This window comes from Actinophytocola sp. NPDC049390 (assembly GCF_044466355.1).
Taxonomy (GTDB): domain Bacteria; phylum Actinomycetota; class Actinomycetes; order Mycobacteriales; family Pseudonocardiaceae; genus Actinophytocola.
The window spans coordinates 865,008-878,477 of sequence record NZ_JBITMQ010000001.1 but is presented as its reverse complement, the minus strand read 5'-3'; the positions used below and the strand labels follow the sequence as shown (position 1 = coordinate 878,477).

Genomic DNA, 13,470 nt, shown 5'->3' with positions numbered 1-13,470 from the left:
CGGACCCCCGGTCGTCGCCGGGGTGGCCGGCCCGGCGTGCTGAAGGACCCCTTCAGTGCGCGGCCTGCTCCGCCAGGTCCGCGTGTGCGCTCCGCAGCTCCCGCTTGAGGATCTTGCCGCTCGGGTTCTTCGGCAGCGCCTCGGCGATCACCACGTACTTCGGTTGCTTGTACCCCGCGAGCCGCCCCTTCGCGTGCGCCCGCACCCCCTCCACGGTCAGCGCCACCCCGGGCTTGGGCACGACCACCGCCGTCACCGCCTCGATCCAGTGCGGGTGGCTGATCCCGAACACGGCCACCTCCGCGACCCCGTCGAGTTCGTAGATCGCCTCCTCCACCTCGCGGCTCGCCACGTTCTCGCCGCCGGTCTTGATCATGTCCTTCTTGCGGTCCACCACCGACAGGTAGCCGTCCTCGGTCATCACGCCCAGGTCGCCCGAGTGGAACCAGCCGTCGCGGAAGGCCTCCGCGGTCTTCTCCTCGTCGTTGTAGTAGCCGAGGGCGGCGTGCGGGCTGCGGTGCACGATCTCGCCGACCTCCCCCGGCGGGACCGGCCGGCCCGCGTCGTCGACCAGCATCGTCTCCACGTTCACCGACGCCCGGCCCGCACTGCCCGCCCGCGGCAGTTGCTCGTGCGGTCGGAGGATCGTCGCCAGCGGGGCCATCTCCGTCTGGCCGTAGAAGTTCCACAGCCGCACGTCCGGCAGCCGTTCCCGCAGCTCCTTCAGCACCTCCACCGGCATCGGCGACGCGCCGTAGTACCCCTTCCGCAGGCTCGACAGGTCCGTCGTGTCGAACGCCGGGTGGCGCAGCAGCGAGATCCAGACCGTCGGCGGGCAGAACAGCTTCGTCACGCTCTCCCGTTCGATCGTCGCCAGCAGGGTGGCCGGGTCGGGGCCGGGCAGGATGACGCTGGTGGCGCCCAGGTAGACGTCCACCGAGAAGAAGCAGTCGAGCTGCGCGCAGTGGTACATCGGCAGCGCGTGCGCCTCCACGTCGTCCGCCGACATCTCCCCGTCGATCGCGCAGCTCACGTACTGGCTGATCAGGGATCGGCTGGACAGCATGACGCCCTTGGGGCGGGACTCGGTGCCCGACGTGTACATCAGCCGCAGGGGGTCGTCGTCGGCGATCGGCACGTCCGGGGCGTCCGCGGGGCCGGTCCGCCACCAGTCGTCCACGTTCTCCCAGTCCGACGCCGCGCCGGTCAGCGGGATCACGGCGCGGAGGCCGACGGGGCGGTCGCCGATCGCCGCCTCGGCCACCGGCACCAGCCCGTCCTCCGCGACGATGCCCGACGCGCCCGAATGCTCGAGGATGTAGCCGACCTCGGGCCCGGTCAGCATGAAGTTCACCGGCACCAGCACCACGCCGAGCCGGGCCGTGGCGTACGCCAGCACCCCGTACTGCCAGCAGTTGTGCGACAGCAGCGCCAGCCGGTCCCCCTTGGCCAGCCCCCGGGCGGCGAGTGCGTTGGCCGCCCGGTTCACAGCCGTGTCGAACTCGGCGTAGGTCGCGCGCAGATCGCCGGAGACGACGGCGAGCTTGCCCGGTGTCCGCCGTGCGGTGCGGTGCAGGAGGTCCCCCACCGAGTGCTGACGTGCACGACCGATCGCGGCGGCGGTGCCCGCGGTGAACATCTGCTCCATCTCGCGAGTGTCCCACGTAACCGGCAGGTAGCCGGTGAACATTCGACCATATGGGCCAGTCGGACCGACGTTCCGATAAGGCCGATTGGAGCTGTGTTGTACGCCGACTCCCGCTCTACTGTGGAGCCTTGTGTGGTTGGACGGTGACTCCCTGTCCAGGTCGTCACCATACGCGCTAGGGGGACTACGGGCGGTGGCTACTCCCTGTCGTACGAAAGAAAGCTCCGGCGTCGCGGCTCTCGTGGCGACGTGGCGCGAACGAACACCCGACGCACCCGGCCTGGCGCATCTGGCCGCCCACGAGCCCGCGTTCGCCACGCTGCTCGGCGAGCACGGCCGCGGGACCGGACAGGGCTTCTACGAGCACGGAGGGGTGCAGTGAGCGCGTCGACGATCACCGCGGAAGCGATCCGCGGGAATCTGCTGGAGTTCCTGGGCAAGCGCGCGAAGACCGAGTGGGATCCCGAGCAGGACCTGTTCGCGTCCGGGTCGTTCTCGTCGCTGTTCGCGCTGGAGCTGGTGATGCACCTGGAGAGCGCGTTCGGCATCGCGATCGGGCCGGACGAACTGAAGCTCGAGCACTTCCGCACCGTCGGCGCCGTGACCGACCTGGTGTCACGGATCCGTGGCCGTGAATAAACACGACGCGACCACGCTGGTCACCGAGCTGGTCGGCGACCGCGCCGGCGCGTGGGACCTCGCGGGCCGCATCCCGGGCGAGGTGATCGCCGCGCTGGCCGGCAAGGGCGTACTGTGCGCGGAGGTGCCGACCGAACACGGCGGGCTCGGGCTGTCCAGTGTGGACAACGGGGAGCTGACGGCCACGGTCGGTGCGCTGTGCGGGTCGCTGCGCAGCCTGATGACCTCGCACGGCATGGCCGCGTGGACACTGTCCCGGTTCGGCAGCGCCGACCAGCAGTCCGCGTACCTGCCGCGGCTCACGTTCGGCGCGCTCGCCACGGTCGCGTTCAGCGAGCCGGGCGCGGGCAGCGATCTCGCCGCGATGACCACCGAGATCGCCCGCGACGGCGACTCCGTGGTGGTCACCGGCGAGAAGGTGTGGGTCACCGGCGCGGCCCACGCCGAGTTGCTCGTGGTGTTCGGGCGGTTCGGCGACGGGGCCGCGATCGTGGTCGTCCCCGCCGACACCCCGGGTGTCCGGACCGAGCGGGTACCCGACCCGATGGCCTGCCGTGCGGCCGGGCACGCCGACGTCCACCTCGACCACGTCCGTGTCCCCGCGGACGGGTTGCTCGGCGGCGCCGGGCTGCCGGTGACGCTGCTCGCGAGCGCCGCGCTCGGGTACGGCCGCCTGTCCGTGGCGTGGGGGTGCGTCGGCATCCTGCGTGCCTGCCTCAAGGCGACGGCCGCGCACGCGACCACCCGCACCCAGTTCGGGGCGCCGCTCGCCGAGCACCAGCTGGTCGCCCGCCACCTCGCGGACCTGCACGTCGCGGAGCGGACCGCGACCCACACGTGCGCCCACGCCAGTCGTTGCTGGGACGCGGCCACCCCTGAGACCGTGGCGGCGGTGCTGCTCGCCAAACACCACGCGGCCACCAGCGCCGCCCGGGGCGCCGCGGCCGCCGTGCAGGTCATGGGTTCGGCCGGGGCCCGCGACGGCCACCCGGTCGCGCGGGCCTACCGCGACGCGAAGCTCATGGAGATCATCGAGGGCAGCTCGGAGATCTGCCAGCTCGCGTTGTCCCGGTACGCGCTGACGGAGTGGTCATGACCGGCATCGGCGGAGTCCACTGTGTACTGCCGGACGAGTGGACGTTGGTCGCTGACCTGCTCGCCGCCGATCCCCCGCTGGGCGACCCGCGCAACGGTGACGGGAGGAGGTCAGGGTTTCAGATCAGCGGCACGAAGAAAAACGTGTCCCGGCGCGCGAAGGTCCCGTCGGGATGGCACCGGAAGAAGTCGGCGAAACGCGCTTCCACGGTTTCGCCGCTGTGCAGCGTGCCGTGGAATTCACCGTGCACGGCGACCTCGGCACCATTCGCGACAAGGGTCCCGACGGTGTGCTTCCCCTCCTTGATCACGCGTTGCGACGAGTAGAACCGGAGTAACTCCTCCTTGCCGCACAAGGGCGGATACCCGGGCCGGTGGTACACGGCCTCGGGGTCGAACAACGCCACGAGCCCGTCGACGTCACCCTGGTCGACGAGTTCGTAGTAACGGCGAACGGCGTTCTCACCCACGATTTCCTCCCGGTGGTCAGGCGCTTCAGGCTATTCTCGGGGACCGGAAACCCGGAAGGGGCCAAATGGCGGAGCATTCGCGGTGGCCGACGTTCCTCGCCGAACTGATCGAGAAGGATCTGCTCACCCCGTGACGGCGGGCAACGGGTAGTCGGTCAGCTCACCGGTGTCGGCGGTGCGGGTGGACAACCAGGTGAGCAGGCCCGTCATCGGCCGGGAGGACAGCACCCGGAACGTCCTGTCGCGTCGGCGGATCGCCTTCTCGGTCGGCGGCGCGAGGTGCTTGCCCGCGCCCGCCGCGAACTTCTGCGACTTGGTGACCGGCGGCCGCATGACCTCCTCGTAGCGCGCGAACGCCGTCTCGTGCCCGGCCCGCGCCAGCTCGCCCGCCAGGGTGTACGCGCCGAGCATCGCGTGCCCGGTGCCGTTGCCGCCGGGGCCCGCGCACCACGCCGCGTCGCCGAGGAGGACGACCCGCCCTGACGACCACCGGTCGAGCCGGACCTGGCTCAACGGGGCGAAGTACAGTTCGGTCACGTCCCGCAGCGCCGCCAGCAGTTCGGGGGTCCGCCAGCCGACGTCGGCGAAGTGCCGCGCCAGCAACGACTTCTGCCCGTCCAGGTCATCTCGCCGGTAGGCCGGCTCCGGCGTGGCGAACATGAGCGACACGATCGCGCGGCCGGCGTCGCGCGCGCTGGCCACGCCGACGTACCGGTTCGGCGCGTTGTGGATCACGCCGGAGTGGTCGAGCCCGAACGTGTTCGCCACCTCGAACGAGGCCGCGTGGTAGCCGAGGTAATGGGTGTGCCCGGCGCCGAAGGTCAGCCCGCGCACGGCCGAGTGCAGCCCGTCGGCACCGACGACGATGTCGTACCGGCGTGCGGCGCCGCGCGCGAAGGTGACGTCGACCCCGTCGGCGTGCTGGGTCATCGCGGTGACGCGGTCGCCGAACACGTACTCGGCGTGCGGGGCGCTGTGGTCATGCAGGATGCGCGCCAGGTCGGCGCGGTCGATCTCGACCTCGCCGCTGAACACCGCCGCCGGGTACGCCGACCGCCTGCGACCCGCCGCGTTGACGATCACCTGGTCCCCCATGCCGGTCTGGGCTTCCCGGATCTTCTCGAGAACGCCCATGCGGGTCAGCAGGGCGAGCTGGTCGCCGCGGAAGTCGACGGCGGAACCACTGGCGCGCGGCCCGGGCGCCTGTTCGACGACGGTGACGCGGTCACCGTGCCTGCCGAGCCAGTACGCGAGCGACGGTCCGGCGATGCCCGCGCCGGAGATGAGCACTGATCTGTTCATGCCGACGACACTACCGCCGGTTTATCCAACTGGTCAATCCAAGTGGATAAACCGTGTGGCTGGCTAAGCTCACCGGCATGGGCAACCGGGAAGACCTACTGGCAGGCGCGCTGCGGTGTCTGAAGGACAAGGGCTGGGCACGCACGACGGTCCGCGACATCGCGTCGGCGGCCGGCGTCAACCACGCCGCGATCGGCTACCACTTCGGCTCCCGGGAAGCGTTGCTCATCGAGGCGTTCGTGCAGGCCATGGACGAGTGGGGCGGCGAGGTCGAGACCGCGGTGCGTGCCGCGCTGGACCCGTCGGCGACCGCACGGGAACGCTACGAGACCTTCTGGCGCACGGTGATCGAGTCCTACGGCGCCAACCGCCGCCTGTGGCTCGCGTCGGTCGAGGCGGCCGTCGAGGCCGAGCACAACCCCCGCGTCCGCGAGCTGATGAGCGCGGCTCTCCGCGAGGGCCGGAGCGGCCTGGCGGCGGGACTCGTCGGCGTACCGGAGGACGAACTGGACGACACGGACATCCGCTCGATCGGTTCGGTGCAGCTGGCACTGATGTCGGGCGTGCTCGTCCAGCACCTCCTCGACCCGGACGACGCGCCGAGGGCGGAGAACGTCACCGACGCACTGCTGTCCCTGGCGAGGAGGCTGTCGTGACCAGGTTCGCGATCGTCGGCACCGGGTGGCGGGCCGAGTACTTCTGGCGGCTGGCCGCCGCGCTCGACGGACTGGACTGCGCCGGTGTGGTGTCGCGGGCGCCCAAGGACCTGCCGGTGCCGGTGCACGTGTCGCTCGACGAGTGCCTCGCCGCCGCCAAGCCGGACTTCGTGGTCACCGCGGTGCCGTGGGCGGTGACACCGTCGCTGGTGGCGGCGCTCGTCGAGCGGGGTGTGCGGGTGCTCGCGGAGACCCCGCCCGCGCCCGACCTCGACGGGTTGCGGGCGCTGTGGGCCGCGGTCGGTGCGAGCGGGCTGGTGCAGGTGGCCGAGCAGTACACCCGGATGCCGGCGCACGCGGCGCGGCTGGCGCTCGTGCGGTCGGGGACGATCGGCGCGCCGACGCGGGCGGACGTGTCGTCGACGCACCAGTACCACGCGGTCTCGCTGATCCGCGCATTGCTGGGCGTCGGCCGGGGGCCGGTCGAGGTGCGGGCCGTGCGGACGGTCGCGCCGCTCGCCGACCCGCTGTCCCGCGCGGGGTGGGCCGACCCCGTCGAGGTCCGCGACACGACGACGACGATCGCCACGATCACGTTCGCGGGCGGCGGTTTCGGGGTCTACGACTTCACCGACAACCAGTGGCACAACCAGCTGCTCAACCGCAGGCTGCTGGTCCGCGGCACCCACGGCGAACTGCGCGACGACGAGGTGGTGCGCCTCGCCGCCGACCGCACGATCGTCCGCACCCCGCTCGTGCGCAGGCAGACCGGCTACGACCTGGACCTGGACGGGTTCGACACGGACCACGTCACCTGCGGCGCGGACGTGCTGTACCGCAACCCGTACCAGGGACAGCGGTGGAACGACGAGGAGATCGCGATCGCCACGCTGCTTCAGGACACCGCGGCGTGGGCGGCAGGCGACGGCCCGCCGCCCTACCCGCTGGCCGACGGCATCGAGGACCACCGCGTCGCCCTCGCGGTCGAGGAGTCGGCCGACACGGACCGCGTGGCCCGGGTGGCGGCGGAGCCGTGGCACTGACGCCGGTGCCATTCGGTCACTCGGCCCGGATGCCCCGCACCACCAGCCGTCGCGCGCGATCGTCGTACGGGGAGGCGTCGAACCCGCCGAAGCACTCGACGTCGACGAACCCGGCCTGCTCGAACAGCGACCGCAGTTCGGCGGCGCTGTACAACGACCAGACGATCGACGCGTGCCGGGCCGACGCCCCGCGCACCAGCGTCCAGTCCGTGCGCAACCGGGTCCAGTCGTCGAGGATCGTGTCGCGGGTGAACACCGTCCCACCGCCGTGGTCGTCGGCGATGTCGATGGCGCCGCGCCGGCCGACGCGGCTGGCGACGACCTCCTTGCCGAGCACGTCCACCAGCAACGTCCCCCCGGGCGTGAGACTCGCGTACGCGTTCCGGAGCACCGTGAGGTTGTCGCCGGGCCCGGTGAAGTAGCCGAACGAGGTGTGCGTGCTGAGCACCAGGTCGTACGCCCCGGGCTCGACGTGCTCCCGCATGTCCGCGCGCACGAACCAGGCCGACACCCCCGCGCGGTCGCAGGTGGCGCGCGCTCTGGCCAGCATCGCGGGCGACAGGTCGACCCCCGTCACCTCGGCCCCCCGCCGGGCGAGCGCCACGACGTACACCGCGGGTCCGCACGCCATGTCCAGCACCCGCATCCCCGGCCGGACCTTGAGCAACGGGGACGCGGCGACCGACTCCTCCGCCGCCCGCTCCGGCAGTTCCGGAAACATGACGGACTGGAAGTCGATCCAGAGATCCTCGTCCTCGTACCAGTGCATTCCACTCCCGTTCCCCAGCGCCGGCGGTCCCAGTCTCATAGTCGGACGGGTACGCCGGGACGGTTCCCGAACTCTCTTCGGTCAAGCGAAAGTCGGGCGCGCAGTGTCACAGGCGTGACCGGTGCCGCCGAACCCGTTGGCGCGCTAGGTTGTGCGCGATGGAACCGGGTGAGCTGGTCGCCGGCCGCTACCGCGTCGTGTCCGTTGTCGGGCGTGGGGCGATGGGTGTCGTGTGGCTGGCCCGGGACGAGCGGCTCCAGCGGGACGTCGCGATCAAGGAGCTGCGGGTCGGCACCGACGGTAACGGCACGGGTGGTGTCGCGGGTGACGCCGTCGCGCGGACCATGCGGGAGGGCCGGATCGGGGCCCGGTTGCGGCACCCGAACGCGATCGCGGTGCACGACGTCGTCATGCACGGCGGCCTCCCGTGCCTGGTCATGGAGTACCTGCCCGCGGAGAGCCTCGCCGAGGTCGCGGCCACGCGTGGTGGGCTGCCACCCGGGGAGGTGGCCGCGATCGGCGCGCAGGTGGCGGCCGCGCTCGCCGAGGCGCACGCGCACGGGGTGGTGCACCGGGACGTCAAGCCGGACAACGTGCTGCTCACCGAGGACGGCACCGCGAAGATCACCGACTTCGGCGTGTCCAGGGCCGCCGGGCTCGCGTCGGTGACCGCGACCGGCATCCTCGCGGGCACCCCCGCCTACCTGGCGCCCGAGGTCGCCAACGGCGCCGAGGCCGACGCCCGGTCGGACGTGTTCTCGCTGGGTGCCACGCTGTACGCGGCGATCGAGGGCGCGCCGCCGTTCGGTCTGGAGGACAACGCGATCGCGTTGCTGCACAAGGTGGCCCGCGATCCGGTGCTCCCACCGCGCAGGGCCGGGCCGCTGACCGACCTGCTGTTGTGGCTGCTGCGCCGCGACCCCGCCGAACGGCCGACGATGCGGGTCGCGCACGAGGCGCTCGCGGCCGCCGCCTCGGGCCGGGCCGTGTCCGTGCCACCTGGGCGGACGTCGACGCTCCTGCTCGACCGGCCGAGGGTGTCGCGGCGGCGCGTGTTCGTCGGTGTCGGTGCGTCCGCGCTGGTGGCGGGCGGGGTCGTGCTCGGCTTGGTGCTGGCCGACGGGGAGCCGCGCGGCACCGCGTCGACGACACCCGCCACGACCACCACCGCGCGGGCGGACCAGGACTGTGTCGCGTCCTACGAGGTGGTGAACTCGTGGCCGGGCGGCTTCCAGGTGCGGGTCGTCGTGCGCAACGACGGCGACCGGCCGCTCACCGGGTGGGAGGTGCGCTGGACGCTGCCGGACGGCGAGGACATCGCCGGCCTGTGGCAGGGCAGGCTCGCCCGCGACGGCGGCGACGTGATCGTCACCAACGAGGACTACAACGTCACGATCCCGGCCGGTGAGTCGACCGCGTTCGGGTTCAACGGCTCCGGCGACGACCCGCGCGTCCCGCGGGTCAGTTGCCGGGAGCCGTGACCGACGGCTTCTTCGGCGCGCCCACCTCGATGAACGCGCGGATGCCCGCGACGATCCCGTCGATCGGCACGGGCATCGTGGTGCGGGAGGCGATGTCGCCGAGCACCTTCGCCGGCAGGTCCGGCAGGCCCACCAGCCCGGTGGCGACCCACGCGGCCGTGCGGCTCGGGACCTTCGGCAACCTGGCGACGCCCTCGGCGACCGCGGCCAACTCGGCGTTCGCGACCGCGATGTCCGAGCGCGGCTCGTCGTCCAGCACGGGCCTGCTGACCCGGTCCTCCGCGTTCTTGCGGAGCACCACGCTCTTCGCCGCGGGCAGCGCGACCAGCGGCTCCGCGCACACCCCGCACGCGGCGTCGTGCCTGCCGAACGGCCCGCGGACCGTGCAGCTGGTCCGGTCGGGTGCGGTGGACAGGAACCAGAACGCCCAGCAGGACTGGCAGCAGAACACGTCGGTGGTGGCGCCGTTCCACTGCTGTTCGGCCGCGGCCTCCTGTTCGCGCACGAGCCGCTGCGCGAACTCCTCGCGCTCGACGACCTCGCGCTGCGCCGCCTCCGCCATCTCGGCGACCTCACCGCGCAGCGACGCGTTGGCGCCGAGCAGGTCGGTGTTGGCGGCGGTCAGCTCGGCGAGCTTGGTCCGCACGTCGGTCAGCTCACGTTCGGTGCGGGCGAGCGCATCCCGGTGCCGTTTCCGCTGGCGGGACTGGGCTTCCTCGGTGTCGTCCATGACGCGTTCGACCGCGGCCCGCACCTCGCCGCGCACCGCCTCCTGCACCGGTGCGAAACCGAGGAGCCACGACCAGACCCGTCCCGCCATGCCCGCAACCGTATCGAGCGGAAGCCATGATCGACTAGGGCCTACTGGTATCCGCGGATCTGGCAGAAGGCGCGGCCCAGGTCACCGTCCCGCGCGTCCCACAGCTCACCGCCCGTCGCGGTGGCCACCTGGCGCATCTCCTGCTCGGCCGCCTCGCCGAACAGGATCGGGAACACCCGCACCGGGTGCGGCGCGGTCTCGGCGAACGCCATGAAGTCGGACAACGCCCGGCCCGCGTTGCTCTCCCCGTCAGTCATCAGCACGATGCTCGGGAACCGTTCGCCTGCGTCGTCGAACAGGCCGTACGCCGCGACGAGCGAGTCGTACACGGCCGTCTCGCCCCGCGCGGGCAGACGGTTGATCGCCGTGCGGATCGCGTCGCGGGACGACTGCGGCGACTCGGCGGACACCGTGTAGGTCGTCGGCCTGCCGGGCTTGCTCGCGAACGGCAGCAGGATCACCTCCTCGCGGCTGCGAAACCGGCAGTACCGACCGGACAGCGACGTGTCGACGCCGGTCAGCCCGGTCAGCGCGGTCTTCAGCGCCGCGAGCCGCTCCCCCGCCATCGACCCCGAGGTGTCCAGCACGTACACGGTGCGCGCCGGGGTGCGCAGCCGGTCGAAGTACGCCACCAGCAACGCGTCGATCGCCGCGCGCGTGTCCGGGAACGGCAGCTCCACGAGCCCGCGCGGCGCGTCCTCGGGCAGCGCCACGTTCGGCACGACCGCCCGCCGTTCCGTGCGGGTGACGATCGCGTTCTGCGTCGACCCCGCCCGCAGGTGGTCCACCAGCCGGTCGTAGCCCTGCCGGATGTCCTCGGAGGCGCCCGCGAGCAGGGTGAACGGGTAGTCGGCGCTGATCACGCCGTCGGCCGGGTACACGATCGTCAGCGGTTCCGGCAGCCGCCCGCCGCGGTTGAGCGACCGCAGCGTGGACTCGTAGTTCACCAGCCCGTCGATCGGGCCGCCCGGGTCCTCGCCGGTGGCGCGCCGCACGAACGACCCCGCGAGCCACTCCGACGAGCCCGCCGTCACCCGCTGTCCGGAGAAGAACCCGGTGAGGCGCGGCGCGATCCGGTCGATGGCGGCGGCGTCGAGCGCGCGGCCGGTGCCGTCGAGCGCCGCGGCGACCGCCACCAGCGCCGAGAACCCGGTGTTCGACGCGGCGGGGTCGGTCATGCCGAAGGTGAACTCGCCGTTCTCCGCCGCGGCCGCGATCTGCGACCACGTGGGCGCCTTGGCGTCCCAGCCAAGCCGCTTCGCGACCGGTTCACGCACGCCGAGCACCACGGGCGAGCCCATGATCCGGTTCGTGCTCGCGAGCCGCTTCTTCGCCTCCGGGATGGTCTGCAGGTAGCGGGTGGAGGAGAACCACAGCGCGTCGTAGCGGCCGTCGGCGTTGCCGCTCGCGACCGTCTCGGCGCCGTCGAGCGTGCCGAGGTAGCTCATCTCGACGGTCACCCCGGTGGCCTTCGCCGCCTCGGTGAGCAGCGGTTCCATGTCCCGCAGCTCCGACCCGGCGAGCACCCGCAACGTCACCGGCGGCCCCGCCGGGGCCTGCTCCGCCTCGCTCGTGCAGCCCGCGACGAACACCACCGCCAGCAGGACGGCCAGGATCCTTCTCACCGTGTGCACCTCGCCGCGTTCTCGGCCGTCGGCGCGAGCGCGGACAGCATCGTCTCCAGCACCTCGAACGACGGCGACTCGACGACGTCCACCGGCCGGGCGCGCTTCGCCGTCCGCTGCCCGGTCGCCTTCTCCGGGCGGAACCCGTGTTCCTGGGCGAGCCGCACCAGCTCCGGGTCGTCGCGCAGCGCCTTGCCGACGGCCCGGCCGTCCTGGTTGAGCGGGATCAGCGTGTGCCGCGAGTACACGGTGGGCCGCGGGTAGATCAGCACGTTGTCGGGGCCGAGCGCGGGCGCGGGCGCTGTGGTGTCGTACTGCGACTCGTACACCAGCGCCATCGGAGTGCGGCCCACGCCGTCGACGACGTAGTTGTCGAAGAGCACCTGGCTGGTCTCCGGCTTGTCGCCCTGGTCGAAGACCAGCCTGCACAGGTCCGGCAGCACCTTCTCCACCTGCTGTGACGTGGTCACGATGGCGCCGCCGTTCGCGACCTGCGAGGCGATCGACAGGTACATGATCGCCGAGTTGGAGTCCTGCGGGTCCGTGGTGGACAGCAGCACCGTCTTGCGCGCCGGGTACTCGACGTTGTTCGCCAGCCGGTCCCACGTGACCCCGCGCCGCGCCAGGTCGAGCAGCGCGGCGATGTCGAGGACGTCGGTGCCGTCGGACGCCTTCTCCACCACGCCCGCGCGGGTGAGCACGGCGACGATCGGACGGAACGTCGCGACCGCCATCGGCGTGGAGAACAGCGGCATCCGTTCGCCGACCTTCAGCGTCCGCTCGATCTTCTGCGCGGTCGGCGTGCTGGACGGGAACGCGAACGCGTACCCGTTGTCGGCGCGGGCGAGGCTGTCGAGCATCTCGCGCGAGCCGCGGGAGTCGACCTCGACCGCGTAGCCGAGGCACTCGAGCCGCGCCGTGACGCGGTCGTCGTCGAAGAAGGCCTCCTTCTCCGACCCGATCACGCCACGCACCGGCACGGCGGCGGCGCAACCACTCGCCGCGCCGCCCCGGTACCTCGTGACGACGACCGCCGCGACGATGATCAGCACGACGCCCACGACGAGCGCCACGATCCGGATGCCGGTGAAGCCGGCGCGTGATCTCGCCATCACCGGTCCGCGTACCCGTCGATGCCGGTCTCGAGCACCAGCAGGTCCTCCGGCAGCAGCGTGCCGGTGTCGACGAGCACCCGCGCCAGGTTGGTCTTGAGGGCCTCGGCGGGCGCGGTCTCGCGGGTCAGCCGCTCGATCCCGGCCGCGGTGAGCCGGTGCCGGACCCCGTCGACGACGGCCTCGGCCTTGCGGTCGTTCCACCCGGACTGGCCGGGCACCGTGTTCAGCAGCTTGCCGGTCTCGTTCCAGGACAACGGGAGCGCCTGGTCCTCACGGCCGAGCACGGTGGAGAACATGGCCACCAGCACCAGCCACTCGCGGCGGGTGAGCGGGAGGCGGAGGTTGCCGGTGCTGGTCTCCGGAGACACCCCGCCGCGGTGCCGGTGCCCGTCAGCGACGAGCACCTCCACCACGTGCAGCTGTGAGCCCTGGATGTAGAGCGGGGTGTAGCCCACCGGCAGCGGCGCCTCGTGCGACCGCAGCAGCGGCGCCGTGTCCGGCAACCGGATCGGCAGCTTGCCGCCGTTGCGCAGCACCCAGCGGGTGCCGGTGCCGTGCGCGACGCACCGCAGCGTCGCGTGTTCCCTGCTGACGTAGCCGTCCTCGCCGCCGATCGCGACGTGCACGTCCGGTGCGTTCCGCCCGAGCACCAGCGAACGCCCGGCCACCGCGGCCGCCGCGTACCCGCCGGTGTCCCCGAGGACGAACAACGTGCCCGCCGGTGCCGCCGCCCCCGCGAACAGCGGCTCCTGCCGCACGAGGCTGGGGGTGAGCCGACCGAGCGGATACATGCCCTCTGTCATGCCG

At 72.2% G+C, this 13,470-nt stretch carries 14 protein-coding genes; 6 read left to right on the top strand and 8 right to left on the bottom strand.

The features are described 5' to 3' along the window. Positions 1 to 52: 52 nt before the first annotated feature. Positions 53 to 1,648: an acyl-CoA synthetase gene (locus ACIBVP_RS03960; RefSeq protein WP_396104441.1), complete on the bottom strand. Its 1,596-nt coding sequence runs from the start codon at positions 1,646 to 1,648 to the stop codon at positions 53 to 55. A gap of 193 nt (positions 1,649 to 1,841) precedes the next feature. On the opposite strand from ACIBVP_RS03960, the gene ACIBVP_RS03955 reads away from it, so the two are divergent. The 3 genes from ACIBVP_RS03955 to ACIBVP_RS03945 are packed head-to-tail and all read left to right on the top strand — an operon-like array spanning position 1,842 to position 3,383. After that, complete coding sequence (locus tag ACIBVP_RS03955) at positions 1,842 to 2,030, top strand: hypothetical protein (RefSeq protein WP_396104440.1); 189 nt, start codon at positions 1,842 to 1,844, stop codon at positions 2,028 to 2,030. Then, positions 2,027 to 2,287, top strand: a complete 261-nt coding sequence (locus ACIBVP_RS03950) for an acyl carrier protein (RefSeq protein WP_396104439.1) — start codon at positions 2,027 to 2,029, stop codon at positions 2,285 to 2,287. The genes ACIBVP_RS03955 and ACIBVP_RS03950 overlap by 4 nt, the downstream gene beginning before the upstream one ends. Continuing rightward, positions 2,280 to 3,383, top strand: a complete 1,104-nt coding sequence (locus tag ACIBVP_RS03945) for an acyl-CoA dehydrogenase family protein (RefSeq protein WP_396104438.1) — start codon at positions 2,280 to 2,282, stop codon at positions 3,381 to 3,383. Before ACIBVP_RS03950 ends, ACIBVP_RS03945 begins: the two co-directional genes overlap by 8 nt. A 118-nt stretch (positions 3,384 to 3,501) precedes the next feature. Here the strand turns inward: ACIBVP_RS03945 and ACIBVP_RS03940 are convergent, their stop codons facing one another. Further along, the gene (locus ACIBVP_RS03940; RefSeq protein ID WP_396104437.1) at positions 3,502 to 3,852 is read right to left on the bottom strand and encodes a nuclear transport factor 2 family protein; all 351 of its coding nucleotides are present in this window, start codon (positions 3,850 to 3,852) and stop codon (positions 3,502 to 3,504) included. A gap of 123 nt (positions 3,853 to 3,975) precedes the next feature. Continuing rightward, positions 3,976 to 5,154: an FAD-dependent monooxygenase gene (locus tag ACIBVP_RS03935; protein ID WP_396104436.1), complete on the bottom strand. Its 1,179-nt coding sequence runs from the start codon at positions 5,152 to 5,154 to the stop codon at positions 3,976 to 3,978. A gap of 77 nt (positions 5,155 to 5,231) precedes the next feature. Here ACIBVP_RS03935 and ACIBVP_RS03930 point away from each other — a divergent pair, with 77 nt between their 5' ends. Together ACIBVP_RS03930 and ACIBVP_RS03925 are read left to right on the top strand one after the other, a co-directional pair. Next, positions 5,232 to 5,810 carry a TetR/AcrR family transcriptional regulator gene (locus ACIBVP_RS03930; protein WP_396104435.1) on the top strand — a complete coding sequence of 193 codons (579 nt, stop codon included), beginning with the start codon at positions 5,232 to 5,234 and terminating at the stop codon, positions 5,808 to 5,810. After that, positions 5,807 to 6,853, top strand: coding sequence for a Gfo/Idh/MocA family protein (locus ACIBVP_RS03925; RefSeq protein WP_396104434.1), 1,047 nt, complete (start codon positions 5,807 to 5,809; stop codon positions 6,851 to 6,853). Before ACIBVP_RS03930 ends, ACIBVP_RS03925 begins: the two co-directional genes overlap by 4 nt. 16 nt (positions 6,854 to 6,869) lie before the next feature. Here ACIBVP_RS03925 and ACIBVP_RS03920 read toward each other — a convergent pair whose 3' ends face one another. After that, positions 6,870 to 7,622: a class I SAM-dependent methyltransferase gene (locus ACIBVP_RS03920; RefSeq protein ID WP_396104433.1), complete on the bottom strand. Its 753-nt coding sequence runs from the start codon at positions 7,620 to 7,622 to the stop codon at positions 6,870 to 6,872. 158 nt (positions 7,623 to 7,780) lie between these two features. Between ACIBVP_RS03920 and ACIBVP_RS03915 the strand changes: the two genes are divergently transcribed. Beyond that, positions 7,781 to 9,103: a protein kinase gene (locus ACIBVP_RS03915; protein ID WP_396104432.1), complete on the top strand. Its 1,323-nt coding sequence runs from the start codon at positions 7,781 to 7,783 to the stop codon at positions 9,101 to 9,103. On the opposite strand, the gene ACIBVP_RS03910 is transcribed toward ACIBVP_RS03915, so the two are convergent. Genes ACIBVP_RS03910 through ACIBVP_RS03895 form a run of 4 tightly spaced genes read right to left on the bottom strand, consistent with a single transcriptional unit; the run spans position 9,084 to position 13,466 of the window. Continuing rightward, on the bottom strand, positions 9,084 to 9,923 hold the full coding sequence (locus ACIBVP_RS03910; protein WP_396104431.1) for a hypothetical protein: 840 nt from the start codon (positions 9,921 to 9,923) through the stop codon (positions 9,084 to 9,086). The genes ACIBVP_RS03915 and ACIBVP_RS03910 overlap by 20 nt on opposite strands. 41 nt (positions 9,924 to 9,964) lie before the next feature. Further along, positions 9,965 to 11,548, bottom strand: coding sequence for a substrate-binding domain-containing protein (locus ACIBVP_RS03905; protein WP_396104430.1), 1,584 nt, complete (start codon positions 11,546 to 11,548; stop codon positions 9,965 to 9,967). Beyond that, positions 11,545 to 12,660: a hypothetical protein gene (locus tag ACIBVP_RS03900; protein WP_396104429.1), complete on the bottom strand. Its 1,116-nt coding sequence runs from the start codon at positions 12,658 to 12,660 to the stop codon at positions 11,545 to 11,547. The genes ACIBVP_RS03905 and ACIBVP_RS03900 overlap by 4 nt, the downstream gene beginning before the upstream one ends. Continuing rightward, positions 12,660 to 13,466 (bottom strand): hypothetical protein, encoded by an 807-nt coding sequence (locus tag ACIBVP_RS03895; RefSeq protein WP_396104428.1) that lies wholly within the window; start codon positions 13,464 to 13,466, stop codon positions 12,660 to 12,662. The genes ACIBVP_RS03900 and ACIBVP_RS03895 overlap by 1 nt, the downstream gene beginning before the upstream one ends. Positions 13,467 to 13,470 lie beyond the last annotated feature (4 nt).